Genomic DNA, 26,747 nt, shown 5'->3' on the forward strand with positions numbered 1-26,747 from the left:
CGCGGAATACGCCTGAGGTTGGAAAGACTGATACCTCGCGTCAAGAAGCATGCCTGCCAAATCCAACAAAACAGAGGCCGAAAAGCCAAAAGGCCCGAAGGGTGGGAAGTTAAGCCAATACCTCAGGCGCCACTGCCGCAAGCTGGATGCCGGAGCAAGTCCGGCATGGCAGAAGGTGGGGAAGATTGAGTAGGGAAGATAAGAGATATACCCTTAAACAGTGTGGTCAAAAGTTGGAACCTTGTTGCAGGCTGAGACAGCCATTAGGTACCGCTCGAAGAGAATACCGGAGATGTGCTGGATTCCATCTGTTACATTTTGTATAAGGCCAAGCAGCTAAATAGTGGGCGGTTTTGCTTTGAATTCTTCCTCTTCTCAATCTGGATTGATCTCTTGTAAGGGTGTTTCGATTAACCGTGGCAACAATCGTGTTATTAGCGATTTGAGTGCGTTAATTGCCGAGAAGCGGGTAGGTATCATCGGGCGTAACGGTTCGGGTAAATCGACCTTCATTCGCAGTCTGAATGGTTTGCTGCCTGTAACCTCTGGTGAGTTACAAGTTCACGGCCTTGATGCGAAGGCTGACCATAGCCGCCTATGTGAGGTGACTGGCTTTGTTTTCCAAAATCCTGATCATCAGCTTATCTTTCCGACCGCTCTTGAAGAGGTCACCTTTGGCTTAAGGCAGAAGGGTGCTGATAAGAAACTTGCCAAGGCGCAGGCGGAAGGATTTTTGAAAGATCATGGCCTTGGAGCATTTTGCGATAAGCCTGTTCATGAGCTGTCAGAAGGTCAAAAGCAGTACCTTTGTATCCTTGCTGTACTGGTGATGGAACCGAAGCTGCTTGTACTGGATGAGCCGTTTTCGAGCTTGGATTTCCGTACGATTTGCCAGTTACAGAGAAAACTAGAGAAGCTTGACCAGCAGATTGTTTTTGTAAGCCACCTTTTCAATGTTCTTGAAGACTATGACCGTGTGCTCTGGCTTGAAGACGGCAAGTTGAAAGGCGATGGTGCGCCTCAGGATGTGTTGCCAGCATATTTGGAGAACGAGAAACGTACTTCGCTCGAGTATAGCGGAGTAGAGTTTTGATTTCCCTCTACATTGGCGGTACGAGCTGGGCGCATCGCCTATCAGCGCGTTTCAAGCTGGTAACGCTCTTTATTATCAGCCTTCTGTTTATCCCTTTTCCTCAGTACTGGTTTTCGCTTGGGCTGCTGGTTCTGGTTCTATCAGCTTATGCTTCCTTGGGTGAAAGGGGGCTTCTCGCGCTCAAAGTCGTTCGGCCACTGCTATGGATTTTTGGCTTCATTTTGGCGTTTCATGTGGTGCTAGGAAGTTACGCTGAAGGTGTGGCAGTGGTGCTTCGTCTATTCTCCATGGTTCTCATTGCCAATTTTGTGAGTATAACAACTCCACTGGAAGAAATGATGGATGCAGTGGAACCGCTATTTCGGCCACTGGGCTTCTTTGGCGTTTCAACGCGAAGAATCTCGTTAGCCGTAGCGCTGGTTATCCGGTTTATTCCCGTACTGCTTGGCTTGTATGCTTCTTTGCAAGAGGCGTATTTCGCAAGAACAGGCAAGCGCAATAGCTGGCGTTTGTTGGCACCGTTTGCTTTGCATACGTTAAAAATGGCAGAGCATGTTGCCGAAGCTTTAACAGCGCGTGGAGGTGCCGAAGGGCTGCCAAAGCGCTCTGGAGAAAGGTAAAAAAATTTATGACCAAAGATCGTAGTTTAGTTCAGATCGCACTTTATGCGGCACTTATTGCAGCGCTCGGGTTTATGCCTGCGTTTTCTATTCCATTCTTAAGCGGCGTGCCGATTACCGCACAGTCGCTCGGTGTTATGCTCGCTGGCGTTATGCTCGGCCCTGTTCGCGGTAGCCTTGCCGTTATTCTCTTCCTGTTCCTTGTCGCTCTAGGCATGCCTCTTCTTGCTGGTGGCCGTGGTGGTTTGGCTGTGTTTTATGGACCGTCCGCTGGTTTCCTCATCGGCTGGGTGCTGGGTGCGTTTGTTGCCGGTTCTGTCATGAAAGCAACTGGCGAGCGAAATGTTCTGTTCAGTGCGGCGCTTTCTGCTGTGATTGGCGGAATTGGCGCGGTTTATCTTATTGGCATTCCTGGCCTTTCTATTTTGGCTGGTTTGCCTTTAGACAAAGCGGCACTTGGCAGCCTCGTGTATATTCCAGGTGATTTAATTAAGGTGGCGATTACCGCTGTTGTAGCGCAAACGGTTGCACGCGGAATGCCTTCCGCTTTGTTGTCACGTGCATGAGCTACATAGGTAATTATCTAAAAGACTATGCGAGCCAGCGCCCTAACGCGCTGGCTTTGCTTTTTGAGGGCGGCGCTGTAACAAACGCAGCGCTTTTTGAGACGGTTGAAAAGGTGGCAGCGGGTTTGTCGCAAAAAGGCATCCGTGGTCAGCGGGTCGGGATATGTAATCCCGATCCTTTCCAGTTCTGTGTCGCGTTTCTTGGAGTTATCCGCTCTGGCAATACGGCTGTCGTGCTTGATCCCGAGTGGCCAAAGGAGCGCTTGGAAAAGCTGCGGTTGGCTGCAAACTGCGCGGAAACGATAGATAGCCAGCGCTACGACGAACTCATTGCCTCGGGCGAGGCTTCCCCTAGAGTGGATCTTGTGCCCGATGAGAGCGATGCTTTTTATATCGGCTTTACCTCTGGTTCCACTGGTGAGCCGAAGGGATACTGTCGCAATCACCTTTCGTGGCTGAAGAGCTTTGAGGTTTCATCCACGGTCTTTGGAGTGGGTGAGGGAGATTGTGTGGCGGTGCCCGGCCCTGTAGCGCATTCTCATCATCTCTATGGCGCGTTACATGCGCTGCACAGCGGTGCCTCGCTCATAATGGCCGCCAAGTTTCAGCCCAAGGCGTTTATCCGCGCGATGGAAAGCGGCGGAGCCACAGTGCTTTACGGGACTCCAACACAGCTTAATGTGCTGGCAAGGGCGGCTAAAACACCTCTGCTGAAAGTAACCAAGATTATCTCTAGCGGAGCTAAGTGGCTGGAAGATAACGAAGTGCACCTGAAAACTGCTTTCCCAAATGCCAAGGTTTTGGAAGTTTACGGTGCATCGGAACTGAGTTTTGTGGCGGTTACAAACCCAGTAGAGCAGGCTCCGATAGGTTCCGTAGGCCGTCCTGTGCCGCAGCTTTCTTTAGAGATACGCGATGGCGACGGAAATGAAGTGCCTAGCGGCGTCAGTGGGCGTATCTGGGTGAATAGTCCTCTTGTTATGAGTGGCTATGTTGCTGCAGGTTCTGCGGATTTTGTCAGAGATGGCGATTTTGTCAGCATTGGCGACCATGGCTATTTCGACGAGAATGGCTTCCTGTTTGTCTCTGGCAGGGAAAACCGGATGATTATAACTTCCGGCCTGAATATCTATCCTGAAGAGATAGAGCGCGTTCTGCTTTCGCTAGATGGTGTAACCAACGCTGCTGTGTTTGGTGAGTTTCATGAGCTTCGTGGGCAAACCGTTCTCGCTATCCTTCAAGCAGAAGGTGCTGGCGGTACTGATGAGTTTGCTCGCCAGATGCGGGATAAAGCAGGCGCGGCGCGTAGCCCCAAGCGCTATATTCTCCATAAAGGGGAGTGGCCGCTAACCCGTTCTGGTAAGACGGATCTTGTCGCACTTCAAAACCAGTATGCCATAAGGATCAAATAGATGGGCGAGGCTGTCATCGTTGCTGCGCGGCGTAGTTCCGTTCAACCCAAGGGAGGGCTTTTCAAGGCTCTGAACGTTGGCGATCTTTGGGCTCCTGTTGCACAAGCGGCGATGGCGAGTGCTGGAATTTCGCCGGATCTCATTGATCAGGTTGTGCTTGGCAACGGGCTTTATGGCAGCGGTAACCCTGCAAGGGTGTGTGCGTTACAAGCGGGCATAAGCCAGCAGGTGCCTGCTGTAACGCTTGATAGCCAATGCTGTAGCGGTCTGGATGCTGTGTTGTTTGCAGCTTCGCTCATTGAGAGCGGGCGTGCACGTATTGTTATTTGCGGCGGTGTGGAGAGTTTCAGTCGCCGCCCCCTAAGGGCGCACCAACCGCTGGAAGAGGATAGAGCCCCCGAATTCTATTTGCGTCCGCCGTTCACGCCGTGGATAGATCGTGATCCTGACATGTTGGAGGCAGCCGCGCGGCTCGCTGCCTTGCGGGGAATAACTGCTGAAGAGCAAGCACGGTGGGCAGTTGAAAGCCATCGCAAAGCCAAGGCTGCTCAAAGTGCAGAAGTCTTTGGGGACGAGATCACCAGTGTAACCGGTGAGGGCGCTGATCTGCTTGATGGCTTTACCCGCTCGCTCAGTGAAAAGCTTGCGTTACGCGCACCCGTCCTTGCCCGTCACGGTGACGGTGAGATTACGTCCGCCACAACCGCAGTAGAGGCAGACGCTGCTGCAGCACTTGTTGTTATGGATAGGGACTTAGCAAAGGAGCGCGGGCTTAGCGACCAGATCATCATTGGCGATGGTTTGAGTATCGGCGGTGATCCTGAGCTTCCGCCAGCTGCGCCAGAAGCCGCTATCAAAACGCTGCTTGAGCGAAATGCGCTGGTGCCGGATGATCTTCATGTCGTTGAATTGATGGAAGCATTTGCTGTTCAGGCGCTTTGCAATGCTAGCGTTTGCACGTTGCCATTAGAGCGTGTGAACATTAAGGGCGGTGCATTGGCAAGGGGGCACCCTATTGGTGCGTCAGGCGCTATTTTGGCTGTACGCCTGTTTCAAGAGCTAAAGAATGCTCCATCAGGCGCGAAGGGCATGGCTGCAATTGCGGCTGCTGGCGGCCTCGCTACAGCGCTTATTTTAAGTCGCGGATAATTGTATCTAACGCCATAGAGGTAGGGGCGGTTTGTTACAGTTGCTTCACGTTAAATGACAGGGTTTCGTCCACGCGGGCGAGGCTCTGGGCAATCATGCCTTGGCGTATCAGGTCAGGGCTCCAATGTAACACTTCAAGCTCTAGTAGCGTGTCGAGGTTACTTGCCATAGTCTCGCTAAACCCCTCTCGAAGGCTTGTTTCCATCAGAGGATACGCGCGCATAGTCGGCCCGGTTAACACAATGCGGCCGGGGTCAAAAAGCGAAATAACCCTTCCAATTCCGATGCCTAGCGCCTTTCCGGCTTTTTCAAAGGCTGCGCGCGCCGGCCCGTCTCCAGCCATGGCTTTTTCAATGAGCCGATTGAACGCGTTTGACTGGCCGTAGAACTCTTCCTCTTCAGCCGTACCTCCTGCGCCGCTGGCTTCACGCAGGATGGCATAGTCTCCAAGGTAGGCTTCCAAGCATCCCCGTTTTCCGCATCTGCAACGATCGCCTTCAGGGATATGGATGGAGTGCCCAAACTCTGCTGCTGTTCCGGTTTGGCCGCTGTAGAGTTCGTTGTCGATAAACAGCCCCATACCAACGCCTTGGTGCAGCAAGATGACTGCGAAGGTTCCGTTGTATCTGGCGGGATCAACCCAGTGGAGCGCCTCGGTAATCATGTTGGTGTCGTTGGCAAGACGGCAGGGAACGCCGAAGGCTTCTTCAATAACGGGAGCGAGCTTGAAATGTCCGTCAGCAAGGGCGGGGGACCATAAAACCGCGCCTTCTTTTTCTCCGATAACGCCTTGGATTGAGATGTTGATCTCGCCAAGTCTGGAACGGTCAACGTGGTTTGCCTGCAATAGGTCGCGAAGCTGGTCTAGCAAAATGGGCGTTAGGTCGGCGGAAGTGGTTTTGAACGAGTTGAATTGCACTTGCCGCTGGTCATAAACGGAGCCGTCAAATCCGCAGAGATAAAGGTTTAGCTGGTTAAAGGTGATCGCGCCGCAAACCACAAACGCCGCATCCTTCATCAAAGAGAGCGTTAAGCGCGGACGGCCTTTCGTGCATACGCTGATACGGTCCGGCTCTTCTTTGAGAAGGCCGCTGGCCATGAGCTCTGCGGTGATGGTGGTAACGGTTGCGGGCGAGAGGCCCGTCATGTCGCCAATGTCTGTTCGGGTCGTGGTTCCGCTTCTTCTTATCCGCGAGAGGATAAGCATTCTGTTGTGCTGGCGAATGTGCTCACGGTCGAATTTGTCTTTCATCAGCCTGTTGTTTTCTTTTTGGCCGCGCCGAATAGCAAATCTTCGGGGGCAGGGGAGCCGATGGTGGAATTCTTATCAGAATAGTGTGGGCGCTAGAACGAAGACATTTTTGAAACATTTATGATGGTTAAAGAAATGCTGACGGAATTGAACAGGCTTTCCTTAGGTTTCATAAACTAAAAATATCGGTGATATCCTAAGGGTATGTTCTATGGCTGTTTCGCGGAGTTAAGTATTCCAAAATATGAAGTTTTTGAAAAAGACTTTCTCTCGCGAATTAATTGCCAATCAATTTCAAAGGTGTAAGTATAATTTGTTGTCTTGCCAGTATGATAAGCCAGAGAGATAAGGATTTAGCGGCGTGAGTGGAATAGCGGAACAACGGTACGGTGAAGTGCAATGACTGTCCCTCCAAGGCTCACGGCCGATATGGCGCTGTTTCTGGATTTCGATGGAACGCTGGTTGATCTGGCGCCCACACCTGACAGCGTGAAGGTGGTTGATGGATTAGCGACGCATTTAAACCAGCTTTATGATGGGCTTGGAGGGGCGCTCGCCTTGGTTTCCGGTCGTCCCATCGAGTTTCTGGATTTTATGCTAATGCCGACAGAGCTTCCGGCCGCAGGGTTGCACGGGCTTGAGCGTCGCATGTCTCGCCAGCACCCGATCGAGAGTGCCGAGACGTGGCCGGGTATTCCGGAGATCAAAGAGAAGTTCTTTCAGGCGAACCTCTTCCAAGACGGCATTTTCCTTGAAGACAAAGGCATAGCGCTGGCGGTTCACTACCGCGCCCAGGCTGAGCGGGAAAACGAAATCCGTGATCAGGTTGCCAGACTTGCCGAGCAGTTCCCGACGCTGAACACCATCCATGGGCACATGGTAGTGGAGGTGAAGCCTGCTGCCGAAGACAAAGGCACAGCGGTTCAACGCTTCCTTCGCCAGCCCGACTTTGCAGGCCGCATTCCCGTCTTTATCGGCGATGATACCACTGATGAAGATGGCATCCGCGTTGTGCAGGAGCTTGGCGGCTACGGCATCAAGGTGGGCGAGCAAAAAAGCGATGCAATTTTTCGACTGCCCGATGTGCGCAGTGTTCATGACTGGCTAGGCCAGTTGAACGTCCCTTTGTTTTTTGAGGATGTTCGCAACGGTCATGTGTCAAAGACTTCTTCCACTCGGAGCAATAAAGAATGAGTGAAAACGCACCCGTCTCTTTTCCCGCTTTTCCGCTGAGCGAGCCAAATCTGAACATGGCGATGATTGGCAACTGCTCGTTTGCGGGGCTCATCGATACCATGGGGCGGGTGGTTTGGTGCTGCTTGCCGCGCTTTGATGGCGACCCTGTTTTTCACTCCCTGCTTGGCACCAATGGTGAACCGGGAGATGGTACGTTTTCCATCAACCTGATCGGCGCCATTCGCAGCGAGCAGGAATATGTCGAGAACACCGCTGTTGTTAAAACGCGCATTTATGACGGGCACGGCAACGCCATTGAGATAACCGATTTCGCGCCCCGCTTTCTTCGCAAGGGGCGTTCGTTCCGTCCAAACTCTATTGCCCGCCGTGTTGTGCCAATTTCCGGTCATCCGCGCATTCAGGTGCAGTGCCGCCCGCGTTTTGACTGGGGCAAGAAAGAGCCGGTCATTACCTTTGGCTCCAACCACATTCGCTATGTGGGTGAAGATATTACCCTTCGTCTCACCACCAGCGCTTCGGTAACTTATATTCGCGAGGAAACGCCGTTCCTCATCGACGGGCCTTTGTCGTTCTATCTGGGGCCGGATGAAAGCCTTTCCGAACATCCTGAAAAACTGACGCGAGATTTTCAGGAGGAGACAGAGCACTACTGGAAGCTCTGGAGCCGTAGGCTCGGGTTGCCTTTGGAGTATCAAGAGGCGGTTATCCGCGCAGCCATTACGCTGAAGCTGTGCACCTATGAGGAAACCGGAGCGATCATCGCGGCAGCTACAACATCTATTCCTGAGGCGAACAATACGGTTCGCAACTGGGATTACCGTTATTGCTGGCTGCGGGATGCGTTTTTCGTGATCCGCGCTTTGAACTGTCTTTCTGAGATGGAAACGATGGAGAACTATCTCCGTTATCTCAATAACATCTCCATGCAGACCCACGGCGGGCACGTTCAGCCGCTTTATGGCATCGGCCTTGAGGCGACACTCATAGAGCAGATGGTGGATTTGCCCGGCTATCGTGGCAACAAGCCAGTGCGCGTTGGCAACCAAGCCTATGAGCATTTCCAACACGATGTTTATGGCAATATCGTTTTGGGCGCGTCGCAGGCATTCTTTGACAAACGGTTGCTACGCCAGCCTGAGATTGACGACTTTATGCGCCTTGAGCAGGCAGGCGAGCGGGCCTTCCAGCTATACAACGAGCCTGATGCTGGCATTTGGGAGCTGCGCCACCGTGCGCGTGTTCACACATCCTCTTCGCTTATGTGCTGGGCGGCGTGTGATCGTCTTGCAAAGATCGCGCACCAGTTTGGCTTGACCGGCAAGGTGAAGTACTGGTCTGAGCGGGCAGGCATAATTCACAAGGCCATTTGCACCCATGGCTGGAATGAGGAGATTGGCTCTTTCGTGGAAAGCTTCGGCGGCAAGGATATGGACGCAAGCTTGTTGCTGATGGCGGAGGTCGGGTTTTTGCCAGCTAATGATCCGCGTTTTATTGCAACGGTAGACAAGATTGGCGAAGTGCTGCGCCGGGGTAATCATCTTTTCCGCTATCACGCTGCGGATGATTTTGGTGAGCCGGAGAACGCGTTCAACATTTGTACCTTCTGGTACATCGACGCACTGGCCCGCATTGGCCGCAAGCATGAAGCGCGTGAAATTTACGAGGAGCTTTTGTCCTGCCGCAATCATGTGGGGCTGCTTTCCGAAGATACCAAACCGGATACGAGCGAGCTTTGGGGCAACTTCCCGCAGACCTATTCCATGGTGGGCATTATCAACGGCGCGGTTCGCCTCTCCAACAGTTGGGAGACGGTCACTTAACGCGTACGGACATTTTTGTTGTGAGGGGGAAAGAGAATGAGCAGACTAGTCGTAGTCTCCAATAGGGTCGGGCCAATCAAAGATAGTGGCCGCGCGGGAGGCTTGGCTGTCGCCCTTGTTGACACGCTAAAGGCAATGGGCGGTGTCTGGTTCGGCTGGAGCGGAGAAGTGTCTGATGAAGGCACCTTTGGCCCGTTGCAGCAGGAAAAGCAACGCAATGTTTTGCTGCAGCAAATCGATATCACCCCCGCTGACTATGAAGAGTTTTACATTGGCTATGCTAATCGCACGTTGTGGCCGGTGTTGCACTACCGGTTAGATCTCGCTGATTTTGATCGCAGGTTTGAAGATGGCTACAGGCGCGTGAACGAGCGCTTTGCAGCGCGCCTTGGGCCGGAAATACGAGAAGATGATATCGTGTGGGTGCATGACTATCACTTCTTTGGATTGGGGGCGCAGCTACGGGCGATGGACGTGCATAACCCCATTGCCTTCTTCCTTCATGTACCGTTTCCCGCGCCTGAGATACTTGCAGCGCTGCCAAATGCTGATGCGCTCGTGCGGCGTATGCTGGCTTACGATCTGGTGGGTTTTCAGACGGAGCGGGATGCTTCCAACTTCCGCCGTTTCATCATTGAGGAACTTCAGGGAGAAGACCTTGGAGGTGGGCGCGTTAAGGCCGTTGGCCGCGTCGTGCATGCCAGAGCCTACCCAATTGGCATTGATGCAGAAGCCTATAGCCAAGCAGCATATTCTCCCGACGCGCGGCGTCATATAGCCCGCGTGGAGAAGCTTTTGGATGGCAGACATCAGATTATTGGCGTTGACCGCATTGATTACTCCAAGGGCTTGCCAGAGCGGTTCAGGGCGTTTGAACGCTTGCTGGAGGACTATCCTGAAAACCGTGGTCTTGTAAGCTTGATGCAGGTCGCGCCGCCATCGCGATCGGAGCTTGATGCCTATGCCGATATTCGCCGTGAGCTAGAAGGTCTAGCTGGGCATATCAACGGGCGCTTTGCTGATCTGGATTGGACGCCGATCAGGTTTCTCACCCGTTCGTTTCCAAGGCGCTCTCTTGCAGGTATTTACCGTGCCAGCAAAGTGGGGCTGGTTACGCCTCTACGCGATGGCATGAACTTGGTGGCTAAAGAGTACATTGCTGCACAGCGGGCAGAAGACCCCGGTGTCCTTGTTCTTTCGCGTTTTGCAGGTGCGGCCGAGCGCATGACCGAGGCGTTGATCGTCAACCCGCATTCATCAGAGGAAGTTGCAGCCGCATTGCAAACGGCTTTGACAATGCCGCTGGAAGAGCGACGCGAGCGCTGGCAGGCAATGTTTGACCGGCTTTGTGTGGAGGATGCAAAGGCATGGGCCAACACGCTGCTTAAAGATTTAAGGGCAGCCGTTTAACGGGCTGCCCTCATCAAAATACAGTTGTTTAGCCGTGACGCTTATTCTGCAGCAGGGCGCTCAAGAACGCCGCGACGGATCTGGTCTTCCTCGATGCTCTCAAACAGCGCGCGGAAGTTTCCTTCACCAAAGCCTTCATCGCCCTTGCGCTGAATGAATTCAAAGAAGATCGGCCCAATGACGGTCTTTGAGAAGATCTGTAGCAAGATCTTGGTCATGCCGCCGTCAACAACACCTTCACCATCAATAAGGATGCCGTGCTGCTTCATGCGGTCAATCGGCTCGTCATGGCCGTTCACCCGCTCATGGCTGCGCTCATAGTAAGTTTCTGGCGGGCCGGGCATGAAGCGCAGCTCGTTTGCTGCCAGCTCGTCCGTTGCGCCGTAAATATCATCGGTGCCAACAGCGATGTGCTGAATGCCTTCACCCTTATAGCGTCTAAGGTATTCTTCGATCTGGCTGTGGTCGTCGGCACTCTCGTTGATCGGAATGCGGATCTTGCCACACGGCGAGGTGATCGCACGGGAAAGGAGACCGGAGGCCTGACCTGAGATGTCAAAAAAGTGGATTTGCTTGAAGTTGAACAGTTCGCGGTAGAAGCCCCACCACTTGTCCATGTTGCCACGGAATACGTTGTGGGTCAGGTGATCGAGATAGTAGAAGCCTACGCCGCGTGGGTTCTTGTCTGCCCCTTCAATCCAGTCGAACTCGGCTTCGTAAGCGTCGCCGCGCACACCGTACTTATCGATGAAATAAAGCAGCGAGCCACCAATGCCCATAATGGCAGGAGCATCCAGCGTTTTATCATCGCCGGTGTAAGGCTCAGCGCCTTTTGCAACGGCATGGTCGAACGCATGCTGGGCATCAACCACGCGCCAAGCCATGGATGGGGCACAAGGACCGTGCTCTTCAACAAAACGGGAAGCAAAGCTGTTTGGCTCTGCATTCAGCACGTAGTTGATGTCACCCTGACGGTAGATCCAGATGTCTTTGGTGCGGTGCTTTTTGATCGGCACGTAACCCATGCGACGGAAAAGGATGTCGAGCTTTTCCGGTTCTGCATGAGAGAACTCGACAAATTCAAAGCCATCGGTACCTGCCGGATTTTCTGCTGAAATTACTGCCGGAGGTGCATCATGTGGAAACGGACCCATCACCTTGCTCCATAGTTTATCGTGAATTTCCAATAGTTTGACCCAAATCAAAAACACTATCTGTGTGAAACTGCGTAGAAATGCGCTGGATATGCACGAAAAATGCGTGTAATTTACAATCTATGAGCGAAAAATTGCACCTTGATAGTTTTGATATAAAGTTGCTTGCGCAAATCCAAGAGGATGCGGGCCAGACTAATCAGGAGATTGGCGAAAAAATTCACCTCTCGCCCTCCCAGATTTCCCGCAGGCGTCAGCGTTTGGAGCAGTCCGGCGTTATAAAGCGCTATAGGGCCGATCTGTCACCTTCCAAGCTCGGCCTAAGCGTTACGGCGTTTGTGGGAATTAGTCTTTCCAACCACAGCAAGGAAAACTCCAAGCGGTTCTTTGAGTTGGTGCAGAATATGACCTGCGTGCAGGAAGCCTACACAATGACCGGCGATATTGATTACATGCTGAAGGTCTGCGTGCCGGATTTGAAAACGCTCAGCAAGGTGATCAGCGACGACTTTCTGTCTAATGAAGCGGTGCAGAATGTGCGCTCCAGCATTGCAATGGAGACGCTCAAGAGCAGCAATCACTTGCCGTTGGAGTATGTAAGCTAGCCTGAGGCGCGGGATGCGCTGTAAACCTTGCCAAAATTTAATGGGGCGACTTAACGGAAATATTCAGCCGCGCCTTGAATAGCCATGATTGCAATCCCATGATCTCTGGAAAGATTTATTGGTGAGGTATCCAAATCATGTTCGACACTAAACAGCTTCTCGATCAGTTCTTGGGCGCTGGGCAAAACGCTGGCAGCCAAGCAGGTGGCATTGCCGAAAAAGGTAAAAGCTATCTGCAGAACAATGCTGGCGGCATTGCCGGTGGTGCTCTTGCTGGTGGTTTGGCTGGCGTGATGATGGGTTCCAAAAAGGGGCGCAAGCTGGGAAAAAAAGCCGTCCAGTACGGTAGCTTGGCGTTGATTGGCGGTCTGGCTTACAAGGCTTATCAGTCCTATCAGTCTGGCAAGCAGGCGCCGGCAGCAGGCGGGGCCGCGCCAACGCCTCCGTCCGGCGGCGCTCCGCAGGCGGCAGAGCCTCTGGCGCTTCCTGATACCAGCAACACCCAGTTTGATCCGGCCAACCAGCCAGTCGCGCAGGACGAGCAGGCCCTTGCTCTGGTTATTGCAATGATTCAGGCAGCCAAAGCTGATGGTCATATTGATGGCAGCGAGCAGGAGCGCATCTTCTCCCGCATCAGCGAAGCAGGTCTGGGCGTTGAAGCCAAGGCGTTCATTATGGACGAGTTGCAGGCTCCGCTGGATATCGAGAAGGTGATTGCCTCGGCAACGTCTCCTGAGATGGCGATCGAGCTTTACACTGTTTCCAGACTGGCGATTGATCCGAAAGAAGCTGCAGAACGCGCTTACCTTATGCTACTTGCCGCCCGCCTGGGCCTTGAAGATGGCTTGGTTGCCGAGATTGATGCAGCTGTTAGGCAGGCGCAGGCGAGCGAATAACAACCTCGCTCTCAACTACGAAATAATCCAGAGGAAGGGTTGGCGAAGCGGTGCGGATGTGTTCTCTTTAAGCCAGTGATTTTATTGGCCTATAAAGGGGAGGCACATGACGGGCAGGTTTGTGGGCAAGCTATTGGCCTTCACCATTGCGCTGTGTGTTTCATCGGTTTCGCTTAGCCTTTCCGCTGGTGCGCAGGTCATGGTTTTTGCCGCTGCCAGTATGAAGGATGTACTGGAAGAGGTCGCCACCCAGTTTGAAGCTCAGACTGGCGAAGATGTCTCCATTGTCATTGGCGGTTCAGCCGCGATTGCCCGTCAGGTGGCCCGTGGCGCGCCTGCTGATGTTGTGGTTCTCGCTGATCCGCGCTGGGCGCGGTATCTCTTGGACAAAGGCGTCCTTGCAGAACAACCCGCCGTTCTGGCTGGCAATGAGCTTGTTTTCGTACGGCCTGCAGGTGGTGCGGCTCTTTCCTCTCTTGATGAAGAGAGCCTGCTAAACGTTCTTTCCGATAACAGAATGGCGATTGGTGATCCGGCAACGGTTCCGGCTGGCCGCTATGCAGAAGAAGCATTGAAGAGCCTTGGTCTGTGGGATGCGCTGGAAGACAAGCTCGCCCCAATGGAAAACGTGCGCGTTACCCTTGCTGCTGTAGCGCGGGGTGAAGTGCCGCTTGGCATTGTGTACGGCAGCGATGTGCTTATAGAGCCGCGCGTTGCTATTGCTGCCGAAATCCCTTCAGACAGTCACAGCCCTATCGAGATTGTAGGAGCGCCGACCACCCAAGCCAGCGAGGCTGGTCTGGCGTTTATGCGCTTTTTGCAAGGGGCGGAAACAAAAGCGGCGTTGAAGCGCTTTGGCTTTAAGGCGGAGGGCGAGTGAGCGACTTTCTTACCCCCGCCGAATGGGAGGCGCTGCGGCTATCGTTGAAGATTGCCAGCTTGGCGTTGGCGATCTCTCTGCCGCCTGCATTACTGCTTGGCTATGTGTTGGCGCGCTATCGCTTTTGGGGGCACTCGGCGCTCAATGCTTTGGCGCATTTGCCTCTCGTTTTGCCCCCTGTCGTTACCGGTTATGTGCTGCTTATCTTGTTTGGCAAGCAGGGCGCGCTGGGTATGTTCTTTGAGCAGTATCTTGGCATCACCTTCGCCTTTCGCTGGACTGGCGCTGCCCTTGCTGCGGGCGTAATGGCGTTTCCGCTTATTTTGCGGCCCATCCGTCTGGCGTTTGAAGCAGTAGATAGCAAGCTGGAAGAAGCGGCCCGCACGCTGGGTACGTCTCCATTAAAAACCTTCTTTCTCGTAAGCATTCCGCTCGCTGCGCCGGGCATTCTTTCTGGCGCTGTGCTTGGCTTTGCAAAAGCCTTGGGTGAGTTTGGCGCGACGATAACCTTTGTTGCCAATATCCCCGGCCAGACGCGCTCTCTATCTCTGGCGCTCTACACCGAGATGCAATCCATAGATGGAGAGCAAGCCGTGACGCGCCTCGTAATCATCTCTATTGTTGTGGCGGTTACAGCGTTGCTGGCCTCTGAATTTCTGGCCCGCTATGTGGCGGCGCGGGTGAGGGGGCAATATGATTGACGTTGATATCAGCGGTCAGCTCGGCTCTTTCCAAATCAACGCGGCTTTCCAAAATAGCGGCGGCGTTAGCGCTCTGTTTGGGCCTTCCGGTTCCGGTAAGACGAGCCTTGTGCGGATGATCTGCGGCTTGGATACGCCTTCAGCCGGAACTATCCGGCTTGGCGATGCTACCGTTTTTGATAGCGCCAGAAGTATCAACCTACCCACGCACAAGCGGCGGCTAGGAGTTGTCTTTCAAGAGCCGCGCCTTTTTCCGCAAATGAATGTGGAGGCAAACCTGCGCTTTTCTCGCTGGGCGCATCGAGAGCATAGCTCTCAAAAATTCAGCGATGTTCTGGAACTGCTCGGCATATCCCATCTTCTTTCCCGCAGCCCTCGTGATCTGTCTGGCGGCGAGAAGCAGCGCGTTGCTATTGGTCGGGCTTTGTTGAGCGATCCAGCTGTTTTGATAATGGATGAGCCGCTTTCCTCACTGGATGGTGCGCGGAAGGCTGAAATCCTGCCTTACCTCGGAAGGCTGAAGAGCGAGACGAAGCTGCCGATCCTTTATGTCAGTCACTCCCTTTCCGAGATAGAGCAGTTGGCGGACCATCTTGTTCTACTGCAGCAAGGGCGGACAGTGGCCAGTGGCCCGCTGACGAAAATGCTCAGCGCCCATGATCTGCTTCCCGAAGAAGGCGCATCGGGCGAAGGTAGTCTGCTTGTGGGTACTGTGAGCGGCTTTGATGAAGAATGGAGCCTGACTTCCGTTGATGTGGAAGGGCAGACGTTATTGCTGCCTGACTTGAAAGTTACCAAAGACGCGCGTTTGCGCCTGCACATCAACGCCCGCGATGTGGTGATTGCCAAGGAAAGGCCGCTCGACATTTCCTTGCGGAATGCATTCCAAGTGCGCATTGCCAACATCCGGCAAATCAGCGATGCCAATGTCATAGTTACTTGCGTTCTGGGTGAGCAGAGCCTGAAAGCGCGGCTAACACGCCATGCGGTTCATGCGCTCGGGTTAAGCGCGGGGCAACAGGTTTGGGCAATGGTGAAGAGCGCTGCGCTGCCGAAGGAGTTTGCGGTATAGCGCGGATGGGGGAGTTAGGTAATGGGCAGGCGGGCAAAACCCGGTCTTGTGAGAACTAAAGGTTCTAGCTGGGAGAACCTGACCGGCCTGCTTATTATTGTGCTGATTGTGGTTGTTATCGGCGCAGCTTGGCTCACAATGCGGGTGAGCGAGAGCATTTACCTGAAAGACTTGGAAGTGCGCGGGGAAGCGACCCTTGCCGTACAAACGGCCAGCCTTGAAAAACACCTCAACAAATACCGCCTCTTGCCTCCACTGCTTAGCCGCAGTTCCGAAGTTATCAATCTACTAGCACTGCGCGATAAAGAAGCTGCAAGCCGTTTTGCCAAGCTGATTGCCGGAATGTCCGGTGCGCAAGAAGTATGGGTTCATGGTTTTGATGGAAACTTCAGCGTTTCCAATCTTGTTCCGGAGAAAGCGCTGGGCGCGGTTGATCCTGCCCGTTTTAGCGAAGCTTATGGCGCCGTATTGCAAGGGCGACTTGGCCGCCAGTTGGTGATGAACGGCCCTAACGAGCCAGCAAGTTATGTGTTCGCCTCGCCTGTGCGAAGTGAAGGTAAGCTGCTGGGTCTTGTGGGTGTGCGTGTTAGCCTTGCGGATGTGGAACAGGCGTGGGCGCTGAGTAAAGACGGTTTGATGGCGGTTGATGAGGCTGGGCGCATCGTTGCGACTAATATCTCCGGCTGGCGTGGGCGTGTGATGGAGCCTGTTACCGGAACCGTTTTCTCCGAGGTTGGGCAGGACAATGTTCTATACAAACGACAGCAGGACCGTACATTCAACTTGATTGAACTGCCTATGCCGCTTGGGCCTCGGCCGCGATTGGAAATGGCGCAGGAGCTGCCTGTTTTTGGATGGTCCGTGATGGTTCTTTCCGACACCACCCAAGTGCGCCAGCAGGCAGCGCGAGCAACGATAAGCGCGATCTTACTATGCATCGTTGGCCTAGGGTTGCTGTGGGTTCTGGCGGAACGGCGCAGGCAGTTGGTGGAGCGTATTCGTCAGGACCGGCTTGCCGCTCGCAAACTGGAAGAGCGGGTTAACGAGCGTACGCAGGAACTAACCACCGCAAACCTTCGTCTTGAAGACGAGGTGCGCGAGCGAGAGCAAGCGGAGTTCGAGCTTCAGCGGGTGCAGGCAGGTCTTATTCAGTCTGCAAAACTTGCGACGCTGGGCGAGATGTCGGCAGCGCTTTCCCACGAGTTTAACCAGCCACTTGGAGCAATTCGGACCCACGCAGAAAACGCGCAAATTTATATCGATAGCGGACGGGCGGAAAAGGCCGAAAAGTCGTTGGGCCGCATTGTCTCGATGGTAGAACGCTTGGCGCAGATAAGCCGAAGCTTGAAGGGCTTTACGCGGAAAGCGGGGAGCGATGTTTCTGCTGTTGCAATCGGCCCTGTGGTTGATGAGGTGTTAATGCTAATCGGCCCGCGCTGCAAGCAAATGAATGTAGCGCTTGATCTGCAACTTCCCGACAAAGAGCTACAGGTTAAGGCTGGGCAAGTGCGCCTTTCTCAGGTGTTGATGAACCTTATCTCCAATGCGCTGGATGCAATGAAAGGGCAGGTCGAGCCGCGCCTTGCCATTAAAGCTGAGCAGGACAGGGAAATGTTGCGCTTGTCTGTAGAAGATAGCGGTACCGGCGTGGACGAGAGTATTGTCTCGCAGATTTTCGATCCGTTCTTTACCACAAAGGATGTGGGCGAGGGGCTTGGGCTCGGCCTTTCAATCGCCTACAAAATCATGCGCGATTTCGAAGGGGATCTTACCTACTCGCGCTCTAGCCTTGGTGGAAGCTGTTTTACGATGGAACTGCGTCTTTGTTCCGATGTTGCGGAGGTAGAAGTTCATGGGTGATGCAACAATCCTGCTGCTTGATGATGACGAGGACCTTCGCGAGGCTTTGCAAGAAGGGCTTGAGCTTTCCGGTTATAATGTTATCGCCACAGCGGATGCTGAAGAGGCGCTGGAGCATATCTCCCACGAGTTTCACGGTGTTTTGGTAAGCGATATCCGCATGCCGCGCATGGATGGCTTTGCGGTGTTGAAGGCAGCGTTCGATATTGATGCTGCCTTGCCGGTGGTGCTTATTACGGGGCACGGGGATGTGCCGCTTGCGGTGGAAGCCATGCGAGCGGGTGCCTATGATTTTCTTGAAAAGCCGTTTCCTGTCTCCTCCCTTAGTGAAGTGCTGAAACGCGCGCTTGAAAAGCGTCGCCTGACCCTTGAAAACCGCGTTCTGCGTGAAGAATTGGGTGATCTTTCCGGCCTTGAAGAACGGCTGGTTGGTAAAGCTCCGTCCATGGAGCATTTGCGCCAGACTGTACGGGCGCTGGCCAATACCAATGCCGATATTCTCATTCTTGGTGAGACGGGAGCGGGTAAGGAAGTTGTTGCTCGAGCCCTGCATGAGGAAGGTGAGCGCAAAGATAAGCCATTTGTGGCGATCAATTGCGGGGCTTTGCCTGCTGATATTATCGAGTCTGAACTTTTCGGGCACGAGAAAGGGGCGTTTACCGGCGCTAGCGGTCAGCGCATTGGCAAGCTGGAACACGCATCGGGCGGCACCGTCTTTCTGGATGAAATTGAATCCATGCCACTTGAGCTTCAGGTCAAGCTGTTGCGTGTAATCGAAACACGCAGCATTGAGCGCTTGGGGTCTAACAAGCCGCTACCTCTGGATCTACGCTTTGTTGCGGCAACCAAGGAAGACCTTGAAAAGACCTGCGATGAAGGACGCTTTCGCAAAGACCTTTACTACCGGCTCAACGTGATTTCCGTTGCTATTCCGCCGCTACGCGAGCGTAAAGAAGATATTCCGGTTCTCTTCCACTACCTCACTCGTGGTGCGCGGGCGCGGTACCGCAAAGATGTGCCGCCGATTACGCCTGAGTTCATGGCTGACCTTATGGGGCGCGACTGGGCGGGCAACGTGCGTGAGCTGCGCAACGTGGCGGACCGCTTTGTGCTGGGGCTCGAGCAAGGGGTGCAAAGCGGTAGAGGCGCGGCGAGCGGTGAGGGTTCTGGTCTCTCTGAAAAGGTAGCAGCCTTTGAGAAAGACCTTATCAGCGCGGAACTGCGCCGCCAGAACGGGAGCATCAAGGCGACCTATGAGGCGCTTGGTATCTCCCGAAAGGCACTCTACGAGAAAATGAAGAAGTTTGGTTTGGGTAAAGAAGCATTCGCAGAGTAGGGGCTTACGTCTTCAAACCACGTAGCCCTGCCAGTAGGCGTAAAGACCAGCAATGTCTTCTGAGCACATGATAGGCATTGCATCGGCAAGCTGAGCTTCGCTCCAATCCCACCACTTCATTTCCAGCAGCATAGCAATCTGTTCCTCTGAAAAGCGTGTCTTCACCGACCGTGCTGGATTACCTGCCACGATGGAGTAAGGAGCGACATTTTTTGTTACCAATGCTCGGCTAGCGATTACTGCGCCGTCGCCCACGGTAACACCTGCCATAATCATAGCTTCGCTGCCGATCCACACATCGTTGCCGATGATTGTATCACCTGCCTTTTGAAAACCGTCTTTGGCTAGCGGGAAAGTGCCTGGTGCGCTGTAGAAGAACGGGAACGAGCTTATCCAGCCATGCTGGTGACCCTGATTGCCAGCCATCATAAAGACAGCGCCGGAACCGATTGAGCAGTATTTGCCAATGCGCAGCTTGTCGACGTCTTTGCGGTCTGGAGCCAGATAGCGGGCACAATCATCAAAGCTGTGGCCGTGGTAATAGCCGGAGTAGTAGCTGTGTTCGCCCACAATGATGTTTGGATTGCTGACCTGATCTTTGAGAGGGATGCCGGAAAACGGCGAGTGAAAATAATTCGACATGGCTTTTATCTACCCGTGCCTTTTTAGAAATAGCGGCAGTGTTCTTTGTAAAGGTGCTAGCACCATAGCAACTAGATGTGTCGAAAACGGTACATGCATATTGGCGGTGTAGCGATTTGGTAACAAATGCACAGCGCATGAATTTTGATACGTAGCAGAACCTAGCTATAAATACATATGGGTGCGGTTGGCATGCGAGTTGCTAACTAAGCACCGATGCGGGCGGCGGCGCTGCCTGCTGATGTTATTTGGGAGGATACTACGTGAAAAAAATCCTGGTTGCCGCAGCTGCTGCGGCGTCTTTTGCGATGACTGCATCTGTTGCTTCTGCTGAAGAGTGTGGCGACGGCGAAACCGTAATCAAGTTCAGCCACGTTGTTGCTGCGCAGGGCCACCCTAAGGGTGAAATGGCGAGCGCACTGGCCGATCGCATCAACAAAGAAATGGACGGCGTTGCCTGTATGCAGGTGTTCCCGTCTTCCCAGTTGTTTGACGACAACAAGGTGATGGAAGCTCTGCTTCTTGGCGATGTTCAGATCGCAGCGCCATCTCTTTCCAAGTTCGAAGCGTACACCCTGAAGTACCGCGTGTTCGACCTTCCGTTCCTGTTTAACGACATGGACGCTGTGACCACATTCACCAAAGGTGAAAAGGGTCAGGAACTGCTTAACGCAATGTCCGACGTTGGCTTTGTTGGTCTTGGTTATGTCTTCAACGGCCTAAAGCACTTCTCCGCTAACAAGCCTCTTAGCGTTCCTGCTGATGCTGCCGGCCTTAAGTTCCGCGTTCAGACCTCCGACGTTGCTGTTGCAATGATCGAAGCAATGGAAGCAAACGCACAGAAGCTGGCGTTTAAGGAAGTATACGGCGCGCTGCAGACCGGCGTTGTTGATGGTCAGGAAAACACTTGGTCCAACATCTACACCAAGAAGTTCTTCGAGGTGCAGGACGGTATTACCGAAACCAACCACCAGCTGTTGACCTACCTTGCGGTTACCTCTCAGGAATGGCTCGACAGCCTTGATCCTGCGGTACGTGATCAGTTCCTCACTATCTTCAATGAAGTGACTGACGAGTACAACAACCGCTCCACAGCGATCAACGAAGAGAACAAGCAGAAGATCATCGAAGCTGGTTCTGAAGTTCGTCAGCTGACCCCTGAGCAGCGTCAGGTTTGGGTGGACGTTATGAGCCCGGTTTGGGCGAAGTTCGCAGATGATATCGGTCAGGATGTTATCGACGCGGCTGTTCAGTCCAACAACTAATTACGACATTGCCAGCCCGCCGCTTTGCTGCGGGCTGGCCAATAAAGATTGCAGCCTGCTGGGGCGCGGGCTTATGAATTTTGGGAGGCGTTCGGGTGTCTCGTTTGGGCAAGTTTGTTGATACCCTCGAAGAGAACATCATTGCGGGTATTCTGGCTCTGATGACCATTGTCACATTCACGCAGGTGGTGGCGCGTTACGGTTTCAACTCCGGTTGGGGCGGCGCGTTGGAGTTCACTCGCGTGCTGTTTGCTTGGTTGATTTTGTTTGGCATGAGCTACGGTATCAAAATCGGTGCTCATCTTGGTGTAGACGCCTTTATTCGTCTGTTCCCTAAGCCAGTCTTTCGCGTGTTTGCAGTATTCGGGGCGCTGGCAACATTTCTCTACGCAGCGATTTTGTTTGATGCAGCATGGTTTGGTGCGCTTTTAGGGCTTGAAAATCGCGGCTCTACTGGCGGCGCTTGGACCTATGTTGCCAAGTTCTACAAGCTGCCGATTGGCATGGAAGATCTCAAGTACCCTGCTTGGGTGCAGGAGATGTTTGGCGTGAAAGAGCGTGTGCCGCGCTGGATCCCATACAGCATTCTTCCAATTGGTTTGGCATTGCTTGCCTTCCGTTCCCTTCAGGGCTGCTGGCTCATTCTCACCGGCAAAAAAGAGTCGCTGATTGCAGCGCACGAAGCCGAAGAGCTGGTTGAAGAAAACCGTGACGCACTGAAGGACTAACCCAATGGAAACCGCTGTACTCTTTCTTCTCGTTTTCGGGCTGTTGCTGTTTGGTGCGCCAATTGCTATCGCGCTCGGCCTTTCCTCTGTGCTGTACATCGCACTGTTTTCTCATGACACCATGAGTTCTGTCGCGGTGCAGCTGTTCAATGCATCGCAGAACTTTACACTGCTGGCGATCCCGTTCTTCATTCTGGCGTCCAGCTTTATGTCTACCGGCGGCGTTGCACGGCGCATCGTGAACTTTGCCATCGCGACTGTTGGGTCGTTCCGAGGTGGTTTGGCGATTGCGGGTGTGTTCGCCTGTATGATTTTTGCCGCGCTTTCCGGTTCCTCCCCTGCAACTGTTGTTGCTATCGGTACTATCGCCATCGCTGCAATGCGTCAGGCTGGTTACTCCAAGGAGTTCGCGGCGGGCGTAATTGCCAACGCCGGTACGCTGGGCATTCTTATTCCGCCTTCCATCGTGATGGTGGTGTATTCGGCAGCAACCAACGTGTCTGTTGGCCGTATGTTCCTTGCCGGTATCATTCCGGGCATTGTTGCCGGTTTGATGCTGATGATCACGATCTACATCATCGCCCGTAAAAAGAACCTGCCTGCGCAGCCGTTTCCGAGCTGGACCGTGCTTTGGAAAAGCTTCTCTGAAGCCGCTTTCGGTATGTTCTTGATGGTCATCATCTTGGGCGGCATTTATGCCGGTATCTTTACCCCGACAGAAGCTGCTGCTGTTGCAGCCGTTTACGCAGGCTTTATCGCGCTGTTTGTCTATCGTGATATGGGGCCGCTGGCAGGACGGCGCTGGCGCAATGAGGGTGAAAGCCTTGGAGGTGCTGCAGCTCGCAACATTACGTTGATTGCGTTGTGGTTCTTCCCAGCTCTATTCCACCGCGATACCCGCAAGGTGCTGGTGGATTCAGCGAAAACCACAGTGATGCTGATGTTCATCATCGTAAACGCTTTGCTTTTCGCTCACACGCTGACCGCTGAGCGTATTCCGCAGCTGATCACTGACTGGATGGTGGATGCAGGCTTTAACTGGTTCACCTTCTTGCTGGCAGTTAACATTCTGCTTTTGATTGGTGGTCAGTTTATGGAGCCTTCCGGACTGCTGCTGATTGTGGCGCCGGTTGTATTCCCGATTGGCATGGAGCTGGGTGTTGACCCTATCCACCTCGGTATAATGATGGTGGTGAATATGGAGATCGGTATGATCACGCCGCCGATTGGTCTCAACTTGTTTGTGACATCGGGCATAACGGGCATGAGTTTGCTGCAAGTGGTGAAAGCCGCAGCGCCATTTGTGTTGGTTTTGCTCGTGTTCCTCATCCTTGTAACCTACGTTCCATGGCTATCAACAGCGTTGCCAACAGCATTAATGGGGCCTGAGATTATCACCAGATAGTCTAATAAGCTTACAGTGTCGGGAGGCCTTGAGGTTTCCCGACGCTTAAATATTGAGCAGATGTTTTAGGTATACCTACATACTTTGTGGCGCGGTTTGCGTTATGGCCATACAAAACGCTTTGTCATTATCAGAGTAACGTGTCGTTTGGTTGCCAATGGTGCTAGTAAAAAGCGCTGTTTGGAGCGTTTTAATATACTTATAATTCCTAAGGGTAAGTATTGACCGTGTAAGCATCCGTGAATAATTTCAATTATTAATATTGTTTTTAATTCTGACTTTCTATTTCATGTTAAATTTACCTATGTAACTCTTAAGTTTTAAGTTTGAAATATCCATAAAATAAGTAAGCAACTCTTACTTTTTATTGATCTTTCAATCTATGGGTGTTTTAAATACTAGAAAGTTATGTTACCCCTGATTCATTAGATGAATATTCAATACTGAACAATCATTGTGAATTGAAGGCGTAGAATGACACGTTTACCGCCGCTAAACGCACTGGTCGCATTTCGGGCTGTTATGGAAGCGGGAAGCCTTGTCGCTGCCGCGCAAAAGCTGTCAATTACTGCTAGTGCCGTTAGCCATAGACTGAAAGCCCTTGAAGATCACCTTGGGTTGGAACTGTTTGAACGACGTTCCAGAGCGGTATTTCCTACGCCTGCTGCCTACCGGTATGCCTCAGAAATTTCGGTTGCCTTCGATCGCATCGCCATGGCGACACGCACCATTGAAAGCGTGGGCAATAGAGACACGCTGGCTATTCATTGCATGGAGTCGCTCGCGTGCTCATGGTTGTTGCCGCGTTTGAAGAAGTTTTCGGAAATTAATAGTGAGATCACCGTCACGGTCGCTTGTTTGGGCGACAGTATGACTGATGGCGACGGACACTATGATTTTGACTTTGTCCGTACGGACCGTGTGCCCGATGGTTTCGGGTCGCTACCGTTTGGGCGCGAGAAGTTCCGCCCGCTTATTGCACCAGAGATGCTGGAACGTATCGGCTACCCGAAGAAGCCGGAGGAGCTGCTCAAGCTTCCGCTCATTCGCAGTACCGGTTGTTCCCTTGGCTGGCAGGAATGGTTGGACCAAGCGGGTGTTACCAATCCGGTGGTGGATGAGACCTATAGCTTCCGCAGCGCTCATGTGGCGTTAGATGGAGCTGTTCGTGGTCTTGGTATTGCGCTTGAATCCAGCTTGCTTAGCGCACATTTGGAACATGACCGCAAACTCGTTCCACTCTTTCCAGAATACCAAGTAAGTGGTGTCGGGCATAAGATGCTCTGGCAGATCAAACGCGGAGATGAGCCTAAAATGCGCTTGTTCCGTACTTGGATTGAGGGGGAGCTTGCCAACTCGGTTACCCGTTATCCAAGTGCCTATGATAGCTCGCTTACTGCACTTAACCGGACAGTGACGGAGCCTGCATAGCGGGTTTCTGCGGAAATCCGGAGGTTTCGCAGTACCTATCATCCATAGAGTTTTTACTGGCACTTTTCTGTCAAATCGACTAGAAGCGCTGCGAGCTGAAATTCTGTCGGCCTTCAATGGCCGGTGAGCCTCTCACTTTCTTTTTCCGCAAAAACGTTGGACTAGATAAGTGATCGAGCACGGATGGTTGGTAATCCAATGAGACGATCTGAACTTTTGATGCCTGCGGGTAACCTGCAGAAGCTTAAAATTGCTGTTCTTTATGGCGCGGACGCTATCTATCTGGGTACGCCGGATATGTCGCTGCGCACTAAGGCGGAGTTTACGCTTGAGCAGGTCGTTGAGGGGATCGAGTTCGCCCATAAGCACGGCAAGCGTGTTTATCTGACGCTGAACCTTTTCTCCCATAACAAAGACGTACCTAAGCTGGACGAGTACGCGGAAACCATTCGCGATATCAATCCTGATGGTTTGATTATCGCTGATCCGGGTGTGTTCCAGTACATGCGCAAAAAGCTGCCTAACGTTCCGCTGCACATCTCCACGCAGGCGAACGTTTGCTCTTGGCTTTCCGTTGATTTCTGGCAGGAACAGGGCGCAGACCTTGTGGTGCTGGCGCGTGAAGTTTCCTTCCCAGAGCTTTCCGAAATTCGTGAAAAGTGCCCGGATATCCGTCTGGAAGCGTTCGTTCACGGCGCAATGTGCATGACCTATTCCGGTCGCTGCCTGCTTTCCAACTTCATGGCAGAGCGCGGCGCGAACCAAGGTAACTGCGCAAACTCCTGCCGTTGGAACTACAAAGTGCGCATGCGCATGAAAGACGGCACCATTGAAGAGTTGGAGCTGAACGAGAACAACATTGACATGTTCGAGTTCCTGCTGGAGGAAGGCTGCCGTCCAGGTGAGCTGATGCCAATTCTGGAAGACGGTCGCGGTTCATACATTTTGAACTCCAAAGACCTCTGCCTGATGCCGAAGCTCAACGACTTCCTGCGCATTGGCGTGGACTCGCTAAAGGTGGAAGGCCGCAACAAGTCTATGTACTACGTTGCAGTCGTTGCGCGCGCCTACCGCATGGCGATTGACGATTACTACCGCGATCCTGAAAACTGGAACCCGCAGAAGTACATGGACGAGATGTACTCCGTTGCGAACCGTGGTTACACCACAGCGTTCCATGAGGGCCGTCTCAATAACTACGCGCACAATTATGAAGACACCCATTCCATTGGCGAGTGGGAGTTTGCCGGTATCATCGAAAAGGTGACCGACGAAGCGCTCTACATGAAGGTAAAGAACAAGATTGTTGCTGGCGAGGTGTTGGAATTCATGCAGCCGATGTCCGACCAGTCTGTTCTGCTGCGTATCTACGAATTTGAAGACGCGAAGACCGGTGCAATGAGCGATGTTGTGCAGGCGGGCCGCCAACCAACCATCCGCATTCCGTTCTCTTTGTTTGATCAGGACGACACCGCAGACTTCAAAGCACGTTTCCCTGAAAACACGGTCGTTCGCAAGGAAACACCGCTTACTTCTGAGGAGTGGAACCGCTTGAAGCTGGACCGCATTTCCGAGCGTATTGAAGCACGCGGCGAAGCGACCGAAGCACAGCAGGGTAAATATGAAAGCCAGCGCGAGAAGCTGATCGACGCGATTGCTGAAGGTAATCAGGATCGTACGCCGAAATCTCCGCGTCTTGGGATCGATGGCTGCTGTGGCCGTGGCTGTAACGGCTGCATGATCTTCTGGGAAGATCCTAAATTCGAAAAGGCACGCGAAGTGTTGAAGACGAAGAAGCAGGGCGAAATGCTTGCTAAAAACGCTCTTAAACACGAAGTGAGCTAATTTTCACGAAGTTACAAAAAGCGCCCAGTTGGGCGCTTTTTTATTTTGGGGTCGGTGGGACGAAGTTGGAGCGTATCTCTCTGAATTGCGTTCGCACAGAGGCCGCCTACTGAATAAAGGTCTGCTTTCTGATCTGGCAGTAATCGAGCGAAATGATTTGTTGGTAGGTAAGACATTTGCAGCGATCTGCTACCTGCCACCGGAATACTTTGGTTTTGCCATCAGCGAGTTTTTGGCGCTGTACGAACCAACCGCGATGAGGGCGGCAGTCATTGCTAGACCTACGGTCGCTACGTGCGCTGCTATCTCCGTTACCACCGCCGTTGCCGTCACCGCCGCCGTTGCCGCCACCGTTACCGCCACCGCCGTTGCCGCCGCCGTTGCCGCCGCCGTCGCCACCACCGCCGT

General features: G+C 53.1%; 24 protein-coding genes. 20 read left to right on the forward strand and 4 right to left on the reverse strand.

Translation table 11 applies throughout. The features are described from left to right. Positions 1-358 precede the first annotated feature (358 nt). From E1162_RS05940 to E1162_RS05960, 5 genes are read left to right on the forward strand one after another with little or no spacing between them, the layout of a single operon-like run. The gene (locus E1162_RS05940; protein ID WP_257098698.1) at positions 359-1,093 is read left to right on the forward strand and encodes an energy-coupling factor ABC transporter ATP-binding protein; all 735 of its coding nucleotides are present in this window, start codon (positions 359-361) and stop codon (positions 1,091-1,093) included. Continuing rightward, a complete protein-coding gene (locus E1162_RS05945; RefSeq protein WP_155128277.1) occupies positions 1,090-1,713 on the forward strand; it encodes an energy-coupling factor transporter transmembrane component T family protein in 624 nt (207 codons plus the stop codon). Before E1162_RS05940 ends, E1162_RS05945 begins: the two co-directional genes overlap by 4 nt. Positions 1,714-1,721: 8 nt before the next feature. After that, positions 1,722-2,279 (forward strand): biotin transporter BioY, encoded by a 558-nt coding sequence (locus tag E1162_RS05950; RefSeq protein WP_155128279.1) that lies wholly within the window; start codon positions 1,722-1,724, stop codon positions 2,277-2,279. Further along, positions 2,276-3,691: an AMP-binding protein gene (locus E1162_RS05955; RefSeq protein WP_155128281.1), complete on the forward strand. Its 1,416-nt coding sequence runs from the start codon at positions 2,276-2,278 to the stop codon at positions 3,689-3,691. The genes E1162_RS05950 and E1162_RS05955 overlap by 4 nt, the downstream gene beginning before the upstream one ends. Further along, entirely contained in the window at positions 3,692-4,840 is a 1,149-nt protein-coding gene (locus E1162_RS05960) for a thiolase family protein (RefSeq protein WP_155128283.1), read from the forward strand. 34 nt (positions 4,841-4,874) lie between these two features. Here the strand turns inward: E1162_RS05960 and E1162_RS05965 are convergent, their stop codons facing one another. Further along, positions 4,875-6,092, reverse strand: a complete 1,218-nt coding sequence (locus tag E1162_RS05965; RefSeq protein ID WP_155128285.1) for an ROK family transcriptional regulator — start codon at positions 6,090-6,092, stop codon at positions 4,875-4,877. 399 nt (positions 6,093-6,491) lie between these two features. Here E1162_RS05965 and otsB point away from each other — a divergent pair, with 399 nt between their 5' ends. From otsB to E1162_RS05980, 3 genes are read left to right on the forward strand one after another with little or no spacing between them, the layout of a single operon-like run. Then, the gene (gene otsB, locus E1162_RS05970) at positions 6,492-7,286 is read left to right on the forward strand and encodes a trehalose-phosphatase (protein WP_155128287.1); all 795 of its coding nucleotides are present in this window, start codon (positions 6,492-6,494) and stop codon (positions 7,284-7,286) included. Continuing rightward, positions 7,283-9,109 (forward strand): glycoside hydrolase family 15 protein, encoded by a 1,827-nt coding sequence (locus E1162_RS05975; RefSeq protein ID WP_155128289.1) that lies wholly within the window; start codon positions 7,283-7,285, stop codon positions 9,107-9,109. Before otsB ends, E1162_RS05975 begins: the two co-directional genes overlap by 4 nt. A 36-nt stretch (positions 9,110-9,145) precedes the next feature. Next, the gene (locus tag E1162_RS05980; RefSeq protein WP_155128291.1) at positions 9,146-10,519 is read left to right on the forward strand and encodes an alpha,alpha-trehalose-phosphate synthase (UDP-forming); all 1,374 of its coding nucleotides are present in this window, start codon (positions 9,146-9,148) and stop codon (positions 10,517-10,519) included. 41 nt (positions 10,520-10,560) lie between these two features. Here E1162_RS05980 and hppD read toward each other — a convergent pair whose 3' ends face one another. Continuing rightward, on the reverse strand, positions 10,561-11,673 hold the full coding sequence (hppD, locus tag E1162_RS05985; protein ID WP_155128293.1) for a 4-hydroxyphenylpyruvate dioxygenase: 1,113 nt from the start codon (positions 11,671-11,673) through the stop codon (positions 10,561-10,563). Positions 11,674-11,795: 122 nt separating this feature from the next. Here hppD and E1162_RS05990 point away from each other — a divergent pair, with 122 nt between their 5' ends. The 7 genes from E1162_RS05990 to E1162_RS06020 all read left to right on the forward strand — a co-directional run bounded on the left by E1162_RS05990 (position 11,796) and on the right by E1162_RS06020 (position 19,023). After that, positions 11,796-12,278: an Lrp/AsnC family transcriptional regulator gene (locus E1162_RS05990; protein WP_155128295.1), complete on the forward strand. Its 483-nt coding sequence runs from the start codon at positions 11,796-11,798 to the stop codon at positions 12,276-12,278. Between the two features lie 137 nt (positions 12,279-12,415). Further along, on the forward strand, positions 12,416-13,174 hold the full coding sequence (locus E1162_RS05995; RefSeq protein ID WP_155128297.1) for a tellurite resistance TerB family protein: 759 nt from the start codon (positions 12,416-12,418) through the stop codon (positions 13,172-13,174). 106 nt (positions 13,175-13,280) lie between these two features. Further along, complete coding sequence (gene modA / locus E1162_RS06000) at positions 13,281-14,054, forward strand: molybdate ABC transporter substrate-binding protein (RefSeq protein ID WP_155128299.1); 774 nt, start codon at positions 13,281-13,283, stop codon at positions 14,052-14,054. Beyond that, the gene (modB, locus tag E1162_RS06005) at positions 14,051-14,755 is read left to right on the forward strand and encodes a molybdate ABC transporter permease subunit (protein ID WP_371311823.1); all 705 of its coding nucleotides are present in this window, start codon (positions 14,051-14,053) and stop codon (positions 14,753-14,755) included. The genes modA and modB overlap by 4 nt, the downstream gene beginning before the upstream one ends. Next, positions 14,748-15,827 (forward strand): molybdenum ABC transporter ATP-binding protein, encoded by a 1,080-nt coding sequence (gene modC / locus E1162_RS06010; RefSeq protein ID WP_155128301.1) that lies wholly within the window; start codon positions 14,748-14,750, stop codon positions 15,825-15,827. The genes modB and modC overlap by 8 nt, the downstream gene beginning before the upstream one ends. A gap of 21 nt (positions 15,828-15,848) precedes the next feature. Beyond that, positions 15,849-17,687 (forward strand): sensor histidine kinase, encoded by a 1,839-nt coding sequence (locus E1162_RS06015; protein WP_155128303.1) that lies wholly within the window; start codon positions 15,849-15,851, stop codon positions 17,685-17,687. Further along, a complete protein-coding gene (locus E1162_RS06020) occupies positions 17,680-19,023 on the forward strand; it encodes a sigma-54-dependent transcriptional regulator (protein WP_155128305.1) in 1,344 nt (447 codons plus the stop codon). Before E1162_RS06015 ends, E1162_RS06020 begins: the two co-directional genes overlap by 8 nt. Before the next feature lie 12 nt (positions 19,024-19,035). Here E1162_RS06020 and catB read toward each other — a convergent pair whose 3' ends face one another. Then, the gene (catB, locus tag E1162_RS06025; protein WP_155128307.1) at positions 19,036-19,665 is read right to left on the reverse strand and encodes a type B chloramphenicol O-acetyltransferase; all 630 of its coding nucleotides are present in this window, start codon (positions 19,663-19,665) and stop codon (positions 19,036-19,038) included. 263 nt (positions 19,666-19,928) lie between these two features. Here catB and E1162_RS06030 point away from each other — a divergent pair, with 263 nt between their 5' ends. The 5 genes from E1162_RS06030 (at position 19,929) to E1162_RS06050 (ending at position 26,339) form a co-directional block, all read left to right on the forward strand. After that, on the forward strand, positions 19,929-20,930 hold the full coding sequence (locus tag E1162_RS06030) for a DctP family TRAP transporter solute-binding subunit (RefSeq protein ID WP_371311824.1): 1,002 nt from the start codon (positions 19,929-19,931) through the stop codon (positions 20,928-20,930). Between the two features lie 95 nt (positions 20,931-21,025). Beyond that, positions 21,026-21,658 carry a TRAP transporter small permease gene (locus E1162_RS06035; RefSeq protein ID WP_371311825.1) on the forward strand — a complete coding sequence of 211 codons (633 nt, stop codon included), beginning with the start codon at positions 21,026-21,028 and terminating at the stop codon, positions 21,656-21,658. 4 nt (positions 21,659-21,662) lie between these two features. Continuing rightward, positions 21,663-23,063 (forward strand): TRAP transporter large permease, encoded by a 1,401-nt coding sequence (locus tag E1162_RS06040; RefSeq protein ID WP_155128309.1) that lies wholly within the window; start codon positions 21,663-21,665, stop codon positions 23,061-23,063. Positions 23,064-23,537: 474 nt separating this feature from the next. Further along, positions 23,538-24,494, forward strand: coding sequence for a LysR substrate-binding domain-containing protein (locus tag E1162_RS06045; protein WP_155128311.1), 957 nt, complete (start codon positions 23,538-23,540; stop codon positions 24,492-24,494). Positions 24,495-24,692: 198 nt separating this feature from the next. After that, entirely contained in the window at positions 24,693-26,339 is a 1,647-nt protein-coding gene (locus tag E1162_RS06050) for a U32 family peptidase (RefSeq protein WP_155128313.1), read from the forward strand. Between the two features lie 106 nt (positions 26,340-26,445). Here E1162_RS06050 and E1162_RS06055 read toward each other — a convergent pair. Next, the coding region (locus tag E1162_RS06055) for a hypothetical protein (protein ID WP_257098699.1) at positions 26,446-26,747 on the reverse strand (302 nt) is incomplete at its 5' end.

This window comes from Pseudovibrio flavus, assembly GCF_009711345.1.
GTDB lineage: Bacteria > Pseudomonadota > Alphaproteobacteria > Rhizobiales > Stappiaceae > Pseudovibrio > Pseudovibrio flavus.